General features: G+C 42.6%; 19 protein-coding genes and 1 pseudogene. 7 read left to right on the forward strand and 13 right to left on the reverse strand.

Translation table 11 applies throughout. The annotated features are described in order from the left end of the window. From F607_RS0117865 to F607_RS0117875, 3 genes are all read right to left on the reverse strand, one after another. Window positions 1–204: transposase (locus F607_RS0117865; protein ID WP_027709195.1), on the reverse strand; the 204-nt coding region annotated here is incomplete at its 3' end. 75 nt (window positions 205–279) lie between these two features. After that, on the reverse strand, window positions 280–846 hold the full coding sequence (locus tag F607_RS0117870) for an ABC transporter substrate binding protein (RefSeq protein WP_169719815.1): 567 nt from the start codon (window positions 844–846) through the stop codon (window positions 280–282). Between the two features lie 167 nt (window positions 847–1,013). Further along, window positions 1,014–1,904 (reverse strand): CheR family methyltransferase, encoded by an 891-nt coding sequence (locus F607_RS0117875; protein WP_027709197.1) that lies wholly within the window; start codon window positions 1,902–1,904, stop codon window positions 1,014–1,016. 280 nt (window positions 1,905–2,184) lie between these two features. Between F607_RS0117875 and mutM the strand changes: the two genes are divergently transcribed. Both mutM and F607_RS35610 read left to right on the forward strand, forming a co-directional pair. Further along, the gene (gene mutM, locus F607_RS0117880; RefSeq protein ID WP_027709198.1) at window positions 2,185–3,000 is read left to right on the forward strand and encodes a bifunctional DNA-formamidopyrimidine glycosylase/DNA-(apurinic or apyrimidinic site) lyase; all 816 of its coding nucleotides are present in this window, start codon (window positions 2,185–2,187) and stop codon (window positions 2,998–3,000) included. A 396-nt stretch (window positions 3,001–3,396) separates the two neighbouring features. Next, window positions 3,397–3,834 carry a hypothetical protein gene (locus tag F607_RS35610; protein WP_230400430.1) on the forward strand — a complete coding sequence of 146 codons (438 nt, stop codon included), beginning with the start codon at window positions 3,397–3,399 and terminating at the stop codon, window positions 3,832–3,834. Window positions 3,835–4,031: 197 nt separating this feature from the next. On the opposite strand, the gene F607_RS0117890 is transcribed toward F607_RS35610, so the two are convergent. The 9 genes from F607_RS0117890 to F607_RS30305 form a co-directional block, all read right to left on the reverse strand. Further along, window positions 4,032–4,283, reverse strand: coding sequence for a YfhL family 4Fe-4S dicluster ferredoxin (locus F607_RS0117890; RefSeq protein WP_027709199.1), 252 nt, complete (start codon window positions 4,281–4,283; stop codon window positions 4,032–4,034). A 72-nt stretch (window positions 4,284–4,355) separates the two neighbouring features. Continuing rightward, window positions 4,356–4,841 carry a pantetheine-phosphate adenylyltransferase gene (coaD, locus tag F607_RS0117895; RefSeq protein WP_027709200.1) on the reverse strand — a complete coding sequence of 162 codons (486 nt, stop codon included), beginning with the start codon at window positions 4,839–4,841 and terminating at the stop codon, window positions 4,356–4,358. Window positions 4,842–5,090: 249 nt separating this feature from the next. Then, complete coding sequence (locus F607_RS30300; RefSeq protein WP_084611309.1) at window positions 5,091–6,746, reverse strand: GMC family oxidoreductase; 1,656 nt, start codon at window positions 6,744–6,746, stop codon at window positions 5,091–5,093. 50 nt (window positions 6,747–6,796) lie between these two features. Continuing rightward, window positions 6,797–7,357, reverse strand: a complete 561-nt coding sequence (locus F607_RS0117910) for a hypothetical protein (protein WP_157365516.1) — start codon at window positions 7,355–7,357, stop codon at window positions 6,797–6,799. Between the two features lie 24 nt (window positions 7,358–7,381). Then, entirely contained in the window at window positions 7,382–8,821 is a 1,440-nt protein-coding gene (locus F607_RS0117915; RefSeq protein WP_027709202.1) for a coniferyl aldehyde dehydrogenase, read from the reverse strand. A gap of 129 nt (window positions 8,822–8,950) precedes the next feature. Next, window positions 8,951–9,316 (reverse strand): DUF5362 domain-containing protein, encoded by a 366-nt coding sequence (locus F607_RS0117920; RefSeq protein WP_038291761.1) that lies wholly within the window; start codon window positions 9,314–9,316, stop codon window positions 8,951–8,953. A gap of 345 nt (window positions 9,317–9,661) precedes the next feature. Then, complete coding sequence (gene rsmD, locus F607_RS0117925; RefSeq protein ID WP_084611310.1) at window positions 9,662–10,288, reverse strand: 16S rRNA (guanine(966)-N(2))-methyltransferase RsmD; 627 nt, start codon at window positions 10,286–10,288, stop codon at window positions 9,662–9,664. Beyond that, window positions 10,257–11,807 carry a M16 family metallopeptidase gene (locus F607_RS0117930; protein WP_051311600.1) on the reverse strand — a complete coding sequence of 517 codons (1,551 nt, stop codon included), beginning with the start codon at window positions 11,805–11,807 and terminating at the stop codon, window positions 10,257–10,259. The genes rsmD and F607_RS0117930 overlap by 32 nt, the downstream gene beginning before the upstream one ends. A 2-nt stretch (window positions 11,808–11,809) precedes the next feature. Continuing rightward, the gene (locus F607_RS30305) at window positions 11,810–13,201 is read right to left on the reverse strand and encodes a M16 family metallopeptidase (protein ID WP_084611311.1); all 1,392 of its coding nucleotides are present in this window, start codon (window positions 13,199–13,201) and stop codon (window positions 11,810–11,812) included. A 242-nt stretch (window positions 13,202–13,443) separates the two neighbouring features. Here F607_RS30305 and ftsY point away from each other — a divergent pair, with 242 nt between their 5' ends. The 5 genes from ftsY to F607_RS0117960 all read left to right on the forward strand — a co-directional run bounded on the left by ftsY (window position 13,444) and on the right by F607_RS0117960 (window position 18,180). Beyond that, window positions 13,444–14,850, forward strand: a complete 1,407-nt coding sequence (gene ftsY, locus F607_RS30310) for a signal recognition particle-docking protein FtsY (protein ID WP_084611312.1) — start codon at window positions 13,444–13,446, stop codon at window positions 14,848–14,850. Between the two features lie 58 nt (window positions 14,851–14,908). After that, window positions 14,909–15,595, forward strand: a complete 687-nt coding sequence (gene ftsE, locus F607_RS0117945) for a cell division ATP-binding protein FtsE (protein ID WP_027709206.1) — start codon at window positions 14,909–14,911, stop codon at window positions 15,593–15,595. Next, the gene (gene ftsX / locus F607_RS0117950; protein ID WP_027709207.1) at window positions 15,592–16,647 is read left to right on the forward strand and encodes a permease-like cell division protein FtsX; all 1,056 of its coding nucleotides are present in this window, start codon (window positions 15,592–15,594) and stop codon (window positions 16,645–16,647) included. Before ftsE ends, ftsX begins: the two co-directional genes overlap by 4 nt. A gap of 177 nt (window positions 16,648–16,824) precedes the next feature. Further along, window positions 16,825–17,679, forward strand: a complete 855-nt coding sequence (rpoH, locus tag F607_RS0117955; RefSeq protein WP_027709208.1) for an RNA polymerase sigma factor RpoH — start codon at window positions 16,825–16,827, stop codon at window positions 17,677–17,679. A 282-nt stretch (window positions 17,680–17,961) separates the two neighbouring features. Next, window positions 17,962–18,180 carry a hypothetical protein gene (locus tag F607_RS0117960; protein ID WP_027709209.1) on the forward strand — a complete coding sequence of 73 codons (219 nt, stop codon included), beginning with the start codon at window positions 17,962–17,964 and terminating at the stop codon, window positions 18,178–18,180. 268 nt (window positions 18,181–18,448) lie between these two features. Here the strand turns inward: F607_RS0117960 and F607_RS35195 are convergent. After that, window positions 18,449–18,713, reverse strand: a pseudogene (locus F607_RS35195) (IS982 family transposase); the annotation flags it as partial.

Below are 18,713 nucleotides of genomic sequence, written 5' to 3' on the forward strand. Positions count from 1 at the left end.
AAAAATGGTGAGAGTTAGGTCATCAAATCCCCGATGACACGCTAGGCAGCGATAACGTTTTCGGGCAATTTGCTTTTGATGATTACCATTGCCTTCTACTTGTTGAGACTGGCAGTGAGGGCAGCTGACGCCATCAGGCCAACGTCTCTGAAGAATAAACTGGTAGCATTGCTCATCATTTACCAGTTGTTTGATATTGATCATTCTTTGCTTATTACTGACTTAATTTACCCAAATAGACGTGCATAATACATCTTTGGTTGTATTATATGCTACCCCCTAGGAATCCATATAGAGCCTAAATAAATACTGCTTAAAGTTGTTGCTTTCAGGATTAATACGATAGCTAAACACCTCTAAGTTAAACTTAGACTGAATGTGTCGTAAACGTTCTAATAAGTGTTCGGAATTGTTTTCACGTGGGTTATATAAAAACGCTATTTTATTAAAGCTTAGAATCTGCTTTGCTTGAGAAATTTGTAGTTGAGTGGATACTTGATTTGTACTCCCAATAATATTGAGAGTTTGTGGTTGGTCTAAATTGGCTACAAGTTGAGCTTGCACAGGGTCAGTCACCACCGCAAATAATTGTGGTTGGGGTAGATTGCCAAACTCTTTGATTAGTGTTGAAACAGTTGTGCCATAGGTATAGACATAATCGAGTTGATGACTCCATTGACTGAGTTCTGAGCGGATAAAAAATGATATGGCTTGACGATTCTGTTTCGCATTAAATTTTTTTAGTGAAAGCCGATAGCCATATTCTTGCAGTTTGTCCTTAAACCCCTGCTCAGCAGGCGTTTCTCCACGCCATAAAAACATGCCAATCCGCAACTCGTTAGCCACAGTCCTTGTGGAAAAACAACTAATAATCCATAGTAAAATGAGTGTTTGCCACATATGTCATTATGTGCCAGTTAAAAGTTTAACTTTTGTGACAGTATAGATGAGAATGAAGTGAATTTTTTGGAATTATTTTAGGGGCGCAGTTATTTGTGAAGGAAAAATCGCCATTATTTTTTTTGTAGAATGCTTTCACCTATTAGCTGGCAGTTAAATGATTGCAAGAATGCTTTCGGATTATTGGTTGTTGCCATAATACTTTGCAATTCGTGGTTATCCATAATTAAATAACCACCAGAGTTGAGTGATTTAAGCAGTTTTGACAGAATGTGTAATTTGTTTTGCTGATCAAAAAAAACAAACTGTTGGCGGCAGATTATAATGTCTGAATTACAGCTGAAAGGTCCGTGAGCCATTAAATTAAAAGTATCAAAAAATACGCGTTGCTTGATGAGTGGTTTTACGCGATACATCATTTCTTGTTGGCCAATACCTTTATAAAAATAAAGACACTTTTGTTTTTGTGATAGGGATACCAAAGCATCCTCATTAAAAATGGCGCGTTTGGCGGCAGTGATCGAAAAAGAATTAACATCTGTAGCGATAATTTTGCAGCGCTGGTAAATGGCTTCGGGCAACTGTTCAAACAGGCTGATACTCATACTGTATGGCTCGGTACCATAGCCGCAACCAACAGACCAGATGTTTAAGTTGTGCGATGGGTTATTAAAAAGTAAAGATGGTAATAAACTATTATTGATAGTGTCATAGAGTTGTGGGTTGTCAAAAAATACCGAACAGGTGCTGGTCAGTGCATTGACTAGACGACTAATTTCTTCTTTATTTTTTTCAATATATTTATAGTATGCATTAAACGACTTTAGTTTGAGTTGCTGAATGCGCTGAGCTAATCGTTGATAAACAAGATTAAAGGTATCATCAGTAAGGGTAATGCTTAACGTGTTTTTGGTCTTCTGTTTTAACCGATAAAAGTCATGCATGGTAAAACGAAGTTGTTGTTGCAGGACAGCTGGCTGTTGAGGGCGTAATTGATATTCCATAGTTACCTGCAATAAGTTTGGTTATTTGAGTTAGTGATAGCTAATGGATGGTTATGTATACCCGCAGCAAACCCAAAATGATTTGTGAAGGGTATATTAATTATAGGGAGTGCTACCTGAAGACATCCATGAATAATAGATGGCATAATGACGAAGCTAAAATGAAATATAATTGATTGCTGATAGAGTCTTGTTTATTTAATAGACTGCGCTATGAGTAAAAATATTCTCTGCGCAGGGGATGCATCAGATTTTTTTTCTAGAGGCCGATTAATAAGTTATGCCTGAGTTACCAGAAGTTGAAACCACTTGTCGTGGTATAGCGCCTCATATCATAGGGCATACATTTCAGAACGTTATTATTCGTCAAGCCAAGTTGCGTTGGGTAATTCCTGAAGAACTATCGCAAGTACTACCTGGGATGGCTGTTAACAGTGTATCACGGCGGGGTAAATATATTTTGCTGGCAACAGATCATGGTTCAGTGATTATTCACTTAGGTATGTCTGGAAGCCTTCGAGTACTGCTTGCTTCTGTAGCGGCAGGAACCCATGATCACGTTGACTTTGTTTTTAGTGATGGCAAAGTTTTGCGTTATACCGATCCTAGGCGTTTTGGTGCAGTATTGTGGACAACATTAGCGCCTGAGCAGCATAAGCTATTAAAGTCTCTAGGGCCTGAACCACTGGCTGATGCTTTTGATACCGCTTATTTGTTTGAACGTTCTCGTACCAAGCAGTTAGCGGTGAAAAACTTTATCATGGATAGTCATGTTGTTGTCGGAGTTGGCAATATTTACGCGAATGAAGCCTTGTTTAAAGCGGGTATTCACCCCAATCGCGCGGCAAATAAAATAAGCAAGGTGCGTTATCAGCGTTTAGTTGATGAAATAAAACATACGTTAACCGCAGCTATTGACCAAGGTGGAACGACGCTAAAAGACTTTGTGGGTGGTGATGGAAAGCCTGGCTACTTCAAGCAGGAGCTTATGGTTTATGGGCGAGCAGGCAAAAGTTGTGTTATATGTGGCACAGAATTGCAGGAAATTCGTTTAGCTCAGCGAAGTACAGTTTATTGTAAACACTGTCAGCGTTAATTCTTGAGTTTGCTTAGCGCATCGACCCTTTATCGTTGATTCTTGTTTGTAGTCGATAGTCTGATGAAGGAAAACAGTAGGTGTGCTTCACAGATATTAAATGTTGTTTAAGTTCTTTGTGGCATTTAATAAGCCTGGCATTTTACGATTCATGCTTTATACATAACATAACCAGGGGACAGTATTAGTGTATTTGGTATAACTAATACAGTATTCGTGGTTTTGTTGGAGTATTCATTCTGTAATTAGGGTTTCGCACGAAGTGGTCTGGTCAGCTATCTTATAAAAAGTACTGTCTGGCAAAGAACAGTGCTGACAGATTGGTGCGAACTGTTATAGTAAAAATATTATTGGCTTATTATATCTTATATCTGGCCAGCGATAAGGATAAGGTTTATGAAGTACACATTATATCGACTATTTGGGGTGGTCGCTTCTATCGCTGTCACTATGATGCCTGTAACCAGTCAAGCAAATGGTGATAGTCACGAAGCTGATGTCTATGGTGAGCAGCCTGTTTATCAACAGCAACCTGTTTCTCCAAGTTATCAACAACAGGCTTATTCACAGCAACAGCCCATGGATGATCAGCAGGTTAGAGCATCACGCCAGGCGCTAATGGAAGACCCAAGTGGGTTTGCGATGGCGGGTGATTTGCTAATAGCGCGTCCGCTGTTGTTAGGTGCAACTGTCCTAGGAACTGCCTTTTATGTTGTGAGTCTGCCTTTCTCATTACCTGGTGGTAATGCAGATCAAGCGGCTGAAACGCTGATTGGGATTCCTGCTCGTGCAACGTTTAAGCGCTGTTTGGGTTGTACTGTTTCAGGTGAGTAAGCCTGGTAGCTGTTTTAACCAATACCAAATGCTGGTAAATGTGTTTGTGCCTTACTAAGCAAGCCGGTTGAGTAAGTTCGGCCGGCGGGTATTGTGACTCTTAGCTTAGTGTTATCACTGGAAGGAACAGCCTTTCAGGGTTTGCTGTAACCTGAAAAGAACCTAAGGCAGTATTTGTATGTAGTTTGGGATGCAGCTTATGCTGCACCGGTAATAATTTCATACTTGCGCATTAGCTCTTCTTTTGATTCCTCATGGTTGGGATCTTTCGGAATACAGTCCACAGGGCAAACTTGCTGACATTGTGGTTCATCGTAGTGACCTACACACTCCGTACAGAGCATTGGGTCTATTTCATAGATTTCCTCGCCAGGAGAAATTGCGTTATTTGGGCACTCTGGCTCACAAACATCGCAGTTGATGCATTCATCAGTTATATATAATGCCATTGCAGTTACACCTCATGCAGGCTTATTGGCGCCGTTAACAGACGCTAAGCCTGCAAAGTACAGGTTATGACGCTAACTATTTGAGTTAAAATAATCTGTTAGTGCTGTTGCCACACTAGGGTGAACAAATTTGCTCACATCTCCACCTAAGGAAGCAATTTCTCTCACCAGTGTGGATGATATGTATGAGTATTGCTCAGCTGGCGTTAAGAATAAACTCTCAACTTGTGGGGCTAAAATGCGGTTCATATTGGCAAGTTGAAACTCGTACTCAAAGTCAGAGACGGCCCTGAGTCCACGAAGGATGATATTCCCTTTTTGTTGAATGACAAACTCAGCAAGTAAGTTGTCAAAGCCACATACAGTCACGTTTTTTATATGTGCTACTGACTCTTCAGCAAGCTTTACTCGAGTTTCCTGGTCGAATAGAGGCTTTTTCTGTGGGCTTTTAGCTACCGCTATAATAATGTGATCAAACAGACGAGCGGCTCTTTCCACAAGATCTGTATGGCCTTTCGTAATGGGATCAAACGTACCCGGATAAATCACGGTATTCATTCGGTTTCATCGCTTATCGGTGACTTTAACTGACACGCAAAGGAAACTGTCAGGAGACTGGATAGCATATTACAGTGTAAGACATTGATGACAGGGTGTTAGATGATTACCTGTTAACCTTAAATCAACTTGAAAAATATGCTGATGAAGTGATTCAGTTTGCCAGAATATCCTTTGCTTTGGGGGCACTAATGGTAACGGAAAGGGACTGGCTCTACAAATTACTTTCAATCCGCTGAAATATTCCTGTTAAATACTTTGAGTTAGCGCAAAACCTTGTCTTTCTGACGCTTGAGTGGTCTTGTCATTGTCTATTAACGTTATAGGTTTACCTAGTTTCGCACTCAAATGCGCCGCTTGCCTACAAGCCAGGGCATAAATTGAAAGTTGTGGGTTAGCGCCAATGCTGGTAGGAAAACAAGAACCATCGATAACGGATAGATTCTCCAGAAAGAAATGCTCTCCCCAGTGATTGACAACACCTGATTCAGGCTTGGCACTCATCCCACAGCCACCCATAACATGAGCACTGCCTAATAGTGCTTGATGTGGTTGCCAATTTAGTTGATTGAGTTGTTGCAGTGTGGCCTGCAGGCTTTTCTTAAGCTGGGCACCGCTATGGGAGGGAATAACACTGCGAGCACCTGCTGCAAACTGGATACGGGCCATTGTGGTTAAGCTTTGTTTTACGCCATCCCATAGATATTGTGTAGTTGGGTAATTGAGTACTGGGCTGCCATCAGCGCGCAGTTTGACCTGGCCTCCAGGGCTTTGTGGGTGAAAACCGTCACGATGGAGCGCAATGGTGCATTGCAAATAAGGGAGTTGCTGCATGAGTTGGCGATGCTGTTGCCCAAAGCCTTTTAGTAGACCTGTTGCCAGCATCGGCTGTAAAGGGGGAACCTCTAATTTGTAGCCAATTTGCTGATCTGCAGGCCATTGAAAATGATCTGAGTAAATGGACTGTGGTGCCCCATAGAAGCCTTCAACAGCTTCCTCAAAAAGTGCAAAGCTAGCACTTACTGGGTGTAGAAAAGTGCGCCGACCTATGCGTTGATGGGGGTCTGGAATGCTAGACCTTAGCAAGATAGCGGGTGAGCCGATAGCGCCTGCAGCAAGGACGACATGACGAGCGTGTAACTTAAAGCGGGATGACTGATGATCTCCATTAGCAGGGTGACATTCAACGCCTGTCACCTGATCGTCTTGCCATAAAATCTTATGCGCTTCACAGTTATAAATTAAGGAGGCGCCTCGCTCCAGTGCTTGTGGCAAGGTACTGACCAGCATAGACTGCTTAGCATTCGTCGGACAGCCTGTTCCACAGAAACCTAAGTTCCAGCAGCCGCGCACATTACGCGCAATGATATTTGATGAGTACCCAAGTCGTTGGCAGCCTGACTGCAAAATAGCATTATTGCGGTTGGGCTGGCCTTGCCATGGTAAGATACCGAGGCGCTGTTCAACATAGTCAAACCAGGAACTCATTGTGGTGCTGTCTAGTTCAGCTAAGCCAAACTGATCTTGCCAGTAGGTGAGGGTTTGTGGTGGTGTGCGAAAGCAAGATGTCCAATTAATGACGGTTGTACCACCTACGGCACGCCCCTGTAAAACGCTAATGGCACCATCTTCAGTAGTGCGTGAGCCTCCTTCCTGATACAACGACTGGTAGGCTTGCTGCTCATTCATATTAAAGTCATTGGAAGACTGCAGTGGCCCGCTTTCAATAAGTGCAACACTTAGTCCTGCTTTACTTAAAATATCAGCCGTAAAGCCACCACCAGCGCCAGTACCAATAATAATGACATCAAAATCACGATTTTTAGGAGATGTTTTTAGTGCATCAAAAATTGCCCACTGCCTGGCCGCATCTGTTGTATAAATATCTTTAATCACACTACTCATACTCAAGCCTTATACATTATTATGCGATTTTCTTAGCTGCTGATGGGTTATTAAAAATTATTGGGGCGGGTAACAAGCTGTTCGGTAAATAATGGACCTGGGTAGTTTATGGCAGGCCAGTGTTCAGCAAGACTATACCAAACAATAAGCACAAGCTGGGAAATCGCGCTACTTGCTTGTTGTAATACAGACCAGCGACTGGTCTGCCAATTCCCCCAGAGCTGCTCTACATTTTCATAGTCAAATGTTTGCCAATTACCGTTAAATTTTCCAGTAAGTAATCCCTTGGTTGCAGGTGCAGTGAAAAGATCGATGATTTGTTGCAGTTGATGTTTAATACTATCTGTCAAATAGCCAAGCTTATCATCTAATGCTTTGAAAAAAGTCTCCATATCAGAATGTGGCTGATACTTCCCTAAGCCAACTATAACCGGTGTTATACAATGAAAAAAATCAATATCATGAGCGCGCAGTACTTTATAGTTGGGGGCAGGATTCGCCAGTTGTCTGCTAAAAAAAGGAATTAACGTACCTGCGGTTGCTAGGGTAAACGAGCCAATAATACCCAGTTTTAAAAAATGGCGCCTTCCTTGATTGTTTTTATTCATCATTGTGGCTAATTAATACGACTATTTTCAACGTAGCAATAATTTGTATAACCAATTTATCGCTTTATTTTTATAAGGAGGATAAATAAATTGAGTGCTATTGATACGCCCTTTTTTTAATATGCTTTTAGCTTGAGAAAAAGTTTGAAAACCTTCCTGGCCATGGTAATGCCCCATACCTGAGGGGCCAACACCACCAAAGGGTAAATCATCAACGGCGACATGTAATAGTGTTTCATTCAGACACACACCACCTGAATGCGTGTTGACTAATACTTTGTCATGCAAGTCCTGTTCATGGCTAAATAAATATAGCGCTAAAGGGCGTGGTTGTCGGCTTACAAAGCTGATAGCCTGTTCAATCGTTGAGTAAGTTATGAGTGGCAAAATAGGCCCAAAAATTTCTTCCTGACAAATAAGCATACTTTCATTGGTATGGGTAACCAGGTGGATAGGGAAGCGCCTTGTTGTTGCATCAGGGGCAAAATCACTGACATTAATTATTTTGGCACCTTTTTGCTGAGCATCCACCAGCCCGAGCTGTAAACGCTGGAACTGTCGGTCATTAATAATATGACTATAAGATGAGTTGTGTGCAAAGTCGGGATACATTTGCTGAAAATGAGCCGTAAATGCATCAATAAATAAATTCAGCTGATTTTCAGGAAGTAGAATATAGTCAGGAGCTACACAAGTTTGTCCTGCATTGAGGGACTTACCAAAACAAATTCTTTTGGCGGCTTCATTAATTGGGTAGTCCGGAGCAATAATCGTAGGTGATTTGCCACCTAACTCCAGCGTTACAGGTGTTAGGTTGTTGGCAGCGGCCTGCATTACTTTTTTACCTGTTTGTGTAGAGCCGGTAAAGAGTAAATGATCAAAAGGCAGTTGAGAGAATTGAATGGCTATATCAGCGTTGCCAGTAATAACACTTATTAAATCTTCTGGAAAATTATCAGTAATAAGTTGTTTAAATAATTCTGCTGTATGAGGAGTATATTCAGACATCTTCACCATGGCCCGATTACCAGCAGATAAAGAAGCGACTAGCGGGCTGACAGCTAAAAAAAGTGGATAATTCCAAGGCACCATAATACCTGCCACACCAAGCGGCTGGTAGAGGATTTTGCAAGAAGCGGGTTGAAGCTGCCAGCTAACATGTCGGCGTTTGGGTTTCATCCAGCGTGGTAAACGCTTTAAGGTGTAATGGATAGCTTGCAGACTGGGAATTATTTCTGCAATACGACTTTCATCAGATGAGCGTAAACCAAAGTCATTATTTATCGCATCAATAATATTTTGTTGGTGATTAACTAGAAGGCGATGCAGTAATTGTAAAGTATGCTTTCTTTCAGTAAGAGAGGGATAAGGTGTTATTTGAAAAGCACTTTTTTGTAAGGAAAATACCTCAGTAAGTGTATTTTCCTGGGTCTCAGCTGTTACTGACAGAGAAGCTTGGCTGGTCATAATGTATTACCCTGCTTTTGCAGCATAAGTGTCAAACAATTGTTTGAGACTAGAGCTAAAGAGGATTCAGTGTCAAGCGTGGACTATGACCAGTAAGCCTTATATGCAGTATGTTTTATTAATAAATGATTACATTCCTTGCATTTGTGCCATATTCATAAAAATGCCCAGACCGCCAAAGACAACTGCTAGTGCCACGAATATTAGCCAAATCAGCATGAGTACGCCCATGATGATAAAATATACCTTAATTTTGTTTAGCGACTTTAACAGAGCTTCTTTGCTTTCATTGTGTTTGGCTTCTTCAATTGCTGAAGCGCTTTGATATAAAAGAACACCTTGCCAAATTGGTAACCACGCAATCACAATTCCAACGATACTCAGTGCGGTAACAACACCACCGACAATTGATAAAATCCCAATCAGCTTGAGCCAGCCCTTACATTGAAAAATAGGTAGGGTCATTTCACCTACTAGGGCTTTTTCATTATCCATTAGCATACTCTCCTAAATGTTTACAAAAGTTTGTTGTGGTTGATGTGAAGTGTTCTGATTTTCCAAAGCTTGCCGTGCTGTGCTAATGGGGTATGACATATAGGTATAGCTTGTGTATTTTCTTACATATTAATCAATAAAAATAATAGTAAGTGCCGAAGTGCCAGAAATACGGCGTTCACGGGGCTACAGCGTAATCTTGTATGAAGTGTAGTTGATGCTTTACGTTAATTCATTGCCTGTATGGTAAATCTACGTGAACTTTTATTAATAACCTGCTTATGCTTAAGGAGAATTTAAAGGCTTCTACTGAGAGTTTTCGCTGGAGTTAAATATTATTTATTGTTAAGGCAGTTGGTAGAGACAGTACTGTACATTACCTGTCGTTTTGCTTTTGAGTAAAAACCAGTGCTGTACAACTTCATGTGCAGTATTAATAAGTTGGTCAAGGTCACAAGGTTCTGACTCAATATAAATAAGTGCACCAGGTTTTAACCAAGGTTGAGTGAGTAGGGCTTGAATTGTTTTGGGAATCAAACCCTGATTAAAGGGCGGGTCTAAAAAGACTAAGTCATAGGTATGAGTGGGTGGTTTGGCTAACCACTGTAAACAGTCAACAGCATGGGTTTGTGCATTTTTACACTGTAATGTGGCTAAGTTAGTGGTGAGTAACTGATTAGCTTGTGGGGCAATCTCTAATAAATCAGCCCACGCTGCACCACGAGATAGTGCTTCAAAGGTTAGGGCACCCGTTCCACTAAAACAGTCCAGGCAAGTTGCGCCATTAATATAAGGCGCAAGCCAGTTAAACGCAGTTTCTCTTATCCGGTCAGTGGTGGGACGAAGCCCAGGTAAATCGGCAATGGGTAGTTTTCTGCTCCGCCACTGTCCGCCAATAATACGGAGCTGGCTGTGACAGTGGATAGAGCGTGTTTGCGGTTTACTGGTTGGCTTGCGTGAGCGGTGCTTCATGCTGGGGCTGTTTCTCTTGAGCTTTTTCTGTGTTATCCGGTTTAGCCTGTTGGCCAACAGTTACGGTTAACAGTGGCTGTTTTTGAAAGTGTTGAGCAAAGGCTCGTTGTACATCTTCTCGGGTGACTGCCTGTACATCTTCCAAAAACTGTTGCATATGATCAAGTGGTAAATGGTAAAAGCCAATAGCACCTAATTGGCTGACAATATCCGCATTACTGGCTGTGGATAAAGGGTAACGACCAACAAGTTTTTGCTTAGCTTGATCAAGCTCCTGCTGTGAAGGGCCTTCAGCAATAAACTTCTGAAGTATTTCTTGGCTGAGTGATAGGGCTTCACTAGCTTGTGATTGTTTGGTTTGTAAGTTGATAAAAAAAGGCCCTGCTGCCTGCATTGGTATAAAAGCACTGCCTACCCCATAAACTAAGCCTCGATCTTCTCTAATTTCCTTCATTAGCCTGGAACCGAATCCGCCTCCTCCTAGAATTTCATTACCGATATACAACGCTGGGTAATCCTTGGCATCACGAGAAACACCCAGTATCCCCATTAAGATATGCGTTTGGCTGGAAGGAAACTCAATATGTTTCTGCTGAGTTTCCACGAGTGGTGTTGGTCTTGGTGTTTTAGGCGCTGCTTTGCCTTCTGGTAGCTTGTTTGCAAGCTGTTCAGCAATAGCCTTTGCTTGGGTTTGATCAATCGCTCCTACCATCGCAATCACGAGGTTTTTCGCAACATAGTACTGTTGATAAAAGCGTTGAATATCATCAGTAGTGAGCGTTTTAAGCGATGTTTGTGTGCCATGTTCTGGAATTCCATAAGGATGCTTGGCATACAATGCTTGGTAAAATGCCTGGCTTGCCTGTTTTCCTGGTTGTTGCTTGATGTATTGGAGGTTCGCCATCATCTGGTTTTTGATACGAACAAATGCATCTTCAGGAAAAGCAGGTGTTGCTATGACTTCACTGAATAAGTCAATGGCAGGTGTCAGCAAGCTGTCTTTAGTGAGTGTACGCAAAGAAGCTGTTGCCATATCTCGGTAACTGCCATTATTAAATTGTGCGCCAAGCTTTTCAAACCCTGCGGCAATTTGGGCTGCATTTTTATTGGTGGTGCCTTCTGCAAGCAAGCCATTGGTGATTTGGGCAAGTCCTGGCAGCTTATCATCCCGTGAAGCCCCCGCAGCAAATACCAGCCTGATATCTAACATAGGCAAGGCATCGGTTTGCATGAAATAAACACGGGCTCCACTTGCAGTTTGCCACTGCTGAATAGCTAATTCACGACTTGCTGAATGGCTTTTTTTCTCAAGCTCAGCAATAGAACTAAAGCGCTTATTGAGTGGTGGTAATTCAACTGAGGCTGATTCATCTGCTGGGTGAGCAGATTGGGTAACACTTGACTGACTGTATTGTTTTGGTGCTGGGCCCGTTTTGTATAACAGCGCAATGATGATGGGTAAAATGATTATGACCCCCCACCAAAATTTACGTTTATCCACAGTAAATGAAGTCGACATAATTAATCCTCAGTTGCAGAAGCAGATTGTTTTGAATTGAGGTGATGTTGAGGATCTAAAACAGCTACGGTTAAGCGGTCATAGGTGAAGTATTTTTGGGCTACAGCTTGAATTTGCTCTGGTGTGACAGCTTCCAGCTTGGTGATGTCTTTTTCTGCTAGCTTCCAGCTCAAGCCAATACTTTCCAATGAACCAATTAAGTTTGCTTGGGCAACGATAGAATCTTGTTGATAGACCAGGGTAGAAATAAGTTGAGCTTTTATTCGATCTAACTCTTCCGCTGAGGGTGGGGTCGATTTCAGTTTATCGAGCTGTTGCCATAATGCTTTTTCAAGAGAGGCTACAGTGTGTTTTTTTTGCAGGTTAGGCACTCCACTTAATGTGAATAATGTGTCACCTCGGGTGAAGGCATTATAAGATGCAGCTGCATAAGCGGCGATCTCACTGCCTCGGACCAACTCTGACTCAATACGTGCGCTATAGCCACCATCCAGCACTCCAGCAAGCATTCTTAGTGCGTAAGGCTCCCACTCTTCCTGGGCTGTAATAACAGCAGGTACATTAAACCCCATAATTAGTGTCGGCAGCTGTGCTGGTAGTTTGACCGTTAAGCGGCGCTCACCTGGTTGGTTAATTTCGCGTAAAGGGCGGGCCTCAGGCATGTTTTCCTGAGCTTTAACTGGACCAAAATACTGTTGAGCCAGTTTGCGCACTTGCTCGGGATCGACATCGCCGACAACGACAACGATAGCATTATTTGGACTGTACCAGCGGTTGTACCAGGTTTTCAGATCGTCAACGGTAATGTGCTTGAGATCATCTGGCCAGCCTATGACAGGGTTGCCATAGTTGCTTGCTTGATGTGCTATGGCTTTAAATCTTTCGTACATGAGGGCATTAGGTTTGTCATCAGTGCGCAAGCGGCGCTCTTCCATAACGACTTTGAGTTCTTTGGTAAACTCATCTTTATCAAGGAGCAAGTTTTGCATTCGTTCAGCTTCAAGCTCAAAGCTTAAGGCTAAACGGTCAGCACTCATTACTTGGTGGTATGCGGTTGCCTCATAATTGGTAAATGCATTTTCTTCAGCGCCGAAACGCGCCATGATGTTTGAAAACTCTCCTGGCTTAAGGTTTTTAGTACCTTTAAACATCATGTGTTCCAAAACATGGGAGACACCTGTTTTACCACTATGCTCATAACTGCTACCTATTTTGTACCAAACCATCGAAACAACAACAGGAGCTCGGTGATCTTCTCGTACTATCAGTTTTAAGCCATTTGGCAGTGTGTATTCACTGGTTACAGGGGCGGGTGATGCACCTACAGCAAAGTGGGTTAACAGTAGTAAGCTGCAACCTAAAATGATTCTTTGCCAGGGTTTATTGTTAATCATTCAGGTTTCCTTCATGTTATATCTTCACAGCAAGGCAACATTTCATACACCAAGCGGGCGAGAAGTGATAGGATAATACTTTATTTATAATGGGTTATTCGTTGTCGTGGTGCTAATACAAGCGCTAATATATTCAAAGCTTTCAGTGTATTACAGCTAAAGCATCAACTTGCCCAGCCTCGCCAGGCATTAATTCCAACTAATCCCGGTATTTCCAAGCTTAGGTATAGATTAAGACAATTATGTTTGGTTCACGTAAAGGGAACGGTAACTCTTCAGATACCGATGCATCCGAAAATCTAACTACTAATCAGTCAAAACCCAAAAAACGTTTTTGGCCTTTTGGCAAAAAGAAACAGTCTACAGCTGAAACTGTTAATCAAACGGTTGAGGTGGTTGAAGAGCAGAATACCTCTCAAATAGAAAAAGAGGCTGTGGATCAACCTGTATCAGTTGAGGTGCAAACTCCCCAGGCAGACGAAGTCATTGATCGTCAGGTGTCGCCTGTTTCTCAAGCTGAGACTGTCGTTGATAAACGTGCAGAACAGCAACAACCGGTAGCTGAAAAACCACAAACTGATATAGCGGCCAAAGCTATACCACAAGAAGAGCCTGTTAAAAGTGATGAGCCACAGGCTGAGCAACAAAGTATTACAGTAGCCGAATCTGAATTAATTGAGCAAAGTACTCCAGAAACAGCTCAAGCAGAAGAGCAAACGAAGAAAGGTTTTTTTGCTCGAATGAAGCGTGGCTTGTCTAAGACACGTAAAGGGTTTGTGCAAGGTGTTACAACCTTGTTTATTGGTAAAAAAGAAATTGATGATGACCTGTTGGAGGAGCTTGAAACCCAACTGCTGGTGTCTGATGTCGGTATCGAGGCGACTTCTGCCATTATCAATGGCTTGACAGAGCGCATTAAGTATAAAGAGCTGGATGATGCTGATGCACTGTTGGTGGCTTTGAAAACAGAACTGCGTAAGCAGCTGGAGCCAGCTAATGAACCGCTCGTGATCGATCAACAGCGCACACCGTTTGTGGTTTTAGTGGTGGGGGTTAATGGTGTCGGTAAAACAACCACAATCGGTAAACTTGCCAAGAAGCTGCAACTAGAAGGTAAGAAGGTGATGTTAGCAGCAGGTGATACGTTCCGGGCTGCTGCGGTTGAGCAGCTGCAAGTCTGGGGTGAGCGTAATGAAATACCGGTTATAGCACAGCATACAGGTGCTGATAGTGCATCAGTGATTTATGATGCCATTGAAGCGGCTCGAGCACGTAATATTGATGTACTGATAGCAGATACTGCTGGGCGATTGCACAACAAAAGCAACCTAATGGATGAGCTGACTAAAGTAAAACGAGTGATGGCTAAGTTGGATGCTTCTGCGCCTCATGAAGTTTTGCTGGTTGTTGATGCGGGTACTGGACAAAACGCATTAAATCAGGCTCATGATTTTAATGCTGCGGTAGGTTTAACAGGCATGGCACTTACTAAGCTGGATGGTACGGCAAAAGGGGGTATAGTGTTTGCGATGGCTAAGCAGATGAAATTGCCAATCCGCTTTTTGGGCGTTGGTGAACAAATCGATGATTTGCGTCCATTTATAGCAGATGAATTTATTGAAGCATTGTTTTCTGATGAAAATAGGTAAGGCTCGATCATCCACCTAGAAGGCTAGCAAGCAGTATGGCAAGCATAAGACGTGATCAATGAAGCAAAATAAGACAGTTATTCAGTTTGATAATGTCAGTAAACGTTATCCAACAGGTCAATCAGGTGTAGAAGGAATTAATCTTAAGATTCTGCTGGGTGAAATGGTGTTCTTAACGGGCCACTCTGGTGCGGGAAAGAGCACTCTTCTAAAGTTGATTACGGCGATTGAGCGTCCCTCAGCGGGACAGATTTGGGTGGGTGGGCAAAATCTAAAAACCCTCTGGCGCAGCCAGATACCCATTTTAAGGCGTAATATTGGTGTTGTCTTTCAAGAGCACCGTCTACTTTTTGATCGCTCTGTGTTTGATAATGTTGCATTACCACTGCAAATTGCTGGCTTTTCACCACGAGATATTCCACGGCGGGTGAGGGCTGCACTAGATAAAGTGGGTCTTTTACACAGAGAAAAAGTATTACCTATTGCTCTTTCAGGGGGGGAACAGCAGCGAGTTGGGATTGCTCGGGCTGTTGTTAATAAACCCCCTTTACTGCTGGCTGATGAACCAACAGGGAATTTAGACCCAGAGCTGTCTGGGGAAATCATGCACTTGTTCGAGCAGTTCAACCAAGTGGGCGTTACTATTTTAATTGCCAGCCATGATTTAGCCCTTATTGGTCAACTCAAGCACCGAGTACTGACATTAAATGAGGGCCGTTTAGTGTCCGATGTGGGGGCTCTATGAAGAACAACACTCGGGAAAACTATCGGCCAAAAAGTGGACAGCAGACAAAAGGCAGGGCTTCAGCAGCAAGACAAACTGTCAGTGTCAGCCAGGAGAGCCAACCTCGAAAAAGTGCTCACCGTACCCATCGAACCAGTGAGATCGGATTATTTTTGCTACATCATCAGCAAATGATGTGGCAAAGCTTGCAGCGGTTGTTAAAGGCTCCAATTGCAACATTTATGACGGCTTTGATGATAGCGGTAGCGCTGTCACTGCCAGCCATGCTTTATTTGCTGATTGAGAATGCACAAACACTAAGCAGCCGTTGGGATGGCGCACCCCAAATTAGCCTTTTTTTCGAGCTGGAAGCACCAGCAGAAAGTGTTAATGAGGTGTTTGGCCAGTTACAGCAGGATCAGCGCTTCTCAAAAGTTGAGTTGATTACTGCAGAGCAGGCTTTGTCTGAGTTTGAGCAACAAGGTGGCTTTAAGGGCGTGCTGCAGCACCTATCTTCAAACCCATTGCCAGCCACTATCGTATTACAGCCTAAGCAAGTTGATGGTGCATATCACCAGCAAGCTATTGCAGAAACGCTAAAGCAAATAAAAGGTGTAGAGCAGGTACAATTTGATACAGCGTGGATTGCCCGATTGAATGCCATGCTCCAGCTTGGCCAGCGAGCAGGTGCAATGTTAGCAGGTCTGTTTGCATTAGCCGTCATATTGGTTATTGCCAATACAGTACGTTTAGCGATAGAAAGTCGCCGAGAAGAAATTCTGGTGGTGAAGCTGGTAGGCGCTACTAATGCCTACGTGCGTCGTCCTTTTTTGTACATGGGGCTTTGGTTTGGTGTTCTCGGAGGGCTGCTAGCATTGGTACTTGTACATTGCTTGATTTGGTTGCTGACGGACCCTGTTGCAGATTTGTCCCAGCTATACGAAACTCACTTTGAGATCGCGGCAATGACACTGGATGCCTCACTGCTACTGGTTTTGACAAGCGGGGTGCTAGGTTGGATTGGCGCTTTGTTTACTTGCCAGCGACAGTTAAGAATGATTGAGCCACGCTGACGCTTCACTCTACACTTAATGTGTACAAAATCAGGATTTTAGCGGCATATAGGCTTGTTATGTGGCTAATATATACGAAATTTTGATAAAGGAACTATTTTACAGGTTCGCACTCTTAAATAAACGGTGATACACTCACTCGGCCAATATTATATAAAGAATGGAGAGCAGATATTAATGGGCACTGCATTACAACGCATTGATGTGTTGTCTCCTGGACATAACCTTGAATCTTATGTGCAGGCAGTCAACAGTATCGCTGTACTCACTGCAGAAGAAGAGCGTGAGTTAGCAGAGCGTTTGTATTATGAACAAGACTTGGATGCTGCACGCCAGCTGGTAATGTCTCACTTACGTTTCGTTGTCCATATCGCAAAAAGCTATTCTGGTTATGGATTGTCTCAAGCAGACCTTATTCAGGAAGGTAATGTCGGTTTAATGAAAGCGGTTAAGCGCTTCAATCCTGAAATGGGCGTTCGCCTGGTGTCATTTGCAGTACACTGGGTAAAAGCAGAGATGCACGAATTTATTCTACGCAACTGGCGTATAGTAAAAGTCGCTACCACTAAAGCGCAGCGTAAACTGTTCTTTAATCTTCGTAGCTCGAAAAAGCGGCTGGCTTGGTTCACCAATGAAGAAGTACAAGCCGTTGCTAAAGATTTAGGTGTTGAGCCAAAGACGGTGCGTGAGATGGAATCACGTATGGCAAGCCAAGATACAGCATTTGATGCTGGTGTGGATGATGATAGTGATCAAGCCTATCAAGCGCCAGCATTCTACTTAGAAGATAATCGCTATGATCCAGCTCGCCAGCTTGAAGATGCGAACTGGACTGAAACATCAACCCAGAACCTTCAGAATGCGCTGGCTGGCTTGGATGAGCGTAGTCGAGATATTTTGCATCATCGCTGGTTAACCGATAACAAAGCCACATTGCATGAATTAGCGGCTAAGTACAGTGTATCTGCTGAGCGGATTCGCCAGTTAGAAAAGAATGCAATGAAAAAGCTGAAAATGACGCTCCAGGCGTAGTATGTAAAGGAAAAAGTAAAAATATTTTCTCATGTTTTGAAAGGCTGCACTTTGCAGCCTTTTTTGTTTGATAGTTTTCTCTATGATTTCGTGATAATTGTTCGGGTGGATAAGCAACTTGCTCTAAATAGTCTGTTTTCGTCGAAAAAAACAAGACAGATGTGAACTATTAGGATTTTTTTTGGAAAACTTTTGGTTAAAAGGTACATCTATATAAGAGTGAATAACGGAAGCTATACCCGTAGTTGAAGGGTATAAAAACAAAAAGGGTTGGTGCTCAATATGTCTTGTTTATATTTTGCTGAAAATCAATACACAGAAGCCGACTGTCAACCTATTCCTGAAGGTGGATGGTTTTTAATCGCAGATGTACCTGGTGGCTCGGTAGAAATTTCCGGAAATAATCGAGCGCGCTTGGCTGAAATGGCGAATGAACTATTAGAAGCACATTGTATTTCTCAGCCTACAGCTTCATATAATCAGTGTGAAATTGCTTACTAAACTTTTTGAAAGCCCTTCCCCGCAAGGAGGATGTTGTGAGCGTAGTAGTTTTGCGACACCCTCCAAACAGGGCTGGTGCAAAGATACATAGTTCTATTAATCCATCAGCCTTCATTTAAATTCCAGTCATTAATAGGCATTAAAATACTGAGCAATCATTTTGTTTAAGGTGATTGTAGTATGATCCTTCTATCAATTACTCTCATCCCGCGCTATTAGCTTTAAGTCTGCTGCTGCCAGTTCATAAAATAACGCGATGCTCGACTTTTTAGCCTATTAATTGAGCCAACTGAAGTGGAGCGTTGCCTTCGTTTCTATTGAGTAACACACATAAACTGTGTGATAACAATTTACGACTTATTCGATTCGTCAGACTCCATAAGGTCCTACCTTTTGTTCGTTGGATATTAAACGTTTTTACAAGCTGACCAATCGTTGTCTCAACCCGTCGTCGGACCCGGTTTAACTGTCCCCTCCATTTCTCTGGGAGTTGATCCACCATGTTTTCTCTGACCGGTGTTTCTAATTGTACT

Source organism: Zooshikella ganghwensis DSM 15267 (assembly GCF_000428585.1).
GTDB lineage: Bacteria > Pseudomonadota > Gammaproteobacteria > Pseudomonadales > Zooshikellaceae > Zooshikella > Zooshikella ganghwensis.

Excerpts from the sequence above, each read along its gene's own strand:
- coaD (WP_027709200.1), bottom strand. The coding sequence starts at position 4,841 with ATGAATACCGTGATTTATCCGGGTACGTTTGATCCCATTACGAAAGGC.
- F607_RS30305 (WP_084611311.1), bottom strand. The coding sequence starts at position 13,201 with ATGATTAACAATAAACCCTGGCAAAGAATCATTTTAGGTTGCAGCTTA.
- F607_RS30300 (WP_084611309.1), bottom strand. The coding sequence starts at position 6,746 with ATGAGTAGTGTGATTAAAGATATTTATACAACAGATGCGGCCAGGCAG.
- F607_RS0117910 (WP_157365516.1), bottom strand. The coding sequence starts at position 7,357 with ATGATGAATAAAAACAATCAAGGAAGGCGCCATTTTTTAAAACTGGGT.
- F607_RS0117930 (WP_051311600.1), bottom strand. The coding sequence starts at position 11,807 with ATGTCGACTTCATTTACTGTGGATAAACGTAAATTTTGGTGGGGGGTC.
- F607_RS0117875 (WP_027709197.1), bottom strand. The coding sequence starts at position 1,904 with ATGGAATATCAATTACGCCCTCAACAGCCAGCTGTCCTGCAACAACAA.
- F607_RS0117960 (WP_027709209.1), top strand. The coding sequence starts at position 17,962 with ATGTCTTGTTTATATTTTGCTGAAAATCAATACACAGAAGCCGACTGT.
- mutM (WP_027709198.1), top strand. The coding sequence starts at position 2,185 with ATGCCTGAGTTACCAGAAGTTGAAACCACTTGTCGTGGTATAGCGCCT.
- F607_RS0117920 (WP_038291761.1), bottom strand. The coding sequence starts at position 9,316 with ATGGATAATGAAAAAGCCCTAGTAGGTGAAATGACCCTACCTATTTTT.
- F607_RS0117915 (WP_027709202.1), bottom strand. The coding sequence starts at position 8,821 with ATGACCAGCCAAGCTTCTCTGTCAGTAACAGCTGAGACCCAGGAAAAT.
- ftsX (WP_027709207.1), top strand. The coding sequence starts at position 15,592 with ATGAAGAACAACACTCGGGAAAACTATCGGCCAAAAAGTGGACAGCAG.
- F607_RS35610 (WP_230400430.1), top strand. The coding sequence starts at position 3,397 with ATGAAGTACACATTATATCGACTATTTGGGGTGGTCGCTTCTATCGCT.
- rsmD (WP_084611310.1), bottom strand. The coding sequence starts at position 10,288 with ATGAAGCACCGCTCACGCAAGCCAACCAGTAAACCGCAAACACGCTCT.
- rpoH (WP_027709208.1), top strand. The coding sequence starts at position 16,825 with ATGGGCACTGCATTACAACGCATTGATGTGTTGTCTCCTGGACATAAC.
- ftsY (WP_084611312.1), top strand. The coding sequence starts at position 13,444 with ATGTTTGGTTCACGTAAAGGGAACGGTAACTCTTCAGATACCGATGCA.
- ftsE (WP_027709206.1), top strand. The coding sequence starts at position 14,909 with ATGAAGCAAAATAAGACAGTTATTCAGTTTGATAATGTCAGTAAACGT.
- F607_RS0117890 (WP_027709199.1), bottom strand. The coding sequence starts at position 4,283 with ATGGCATTATATATAACTGATGAATGCATCAACTGCGATGTTTGTGAG.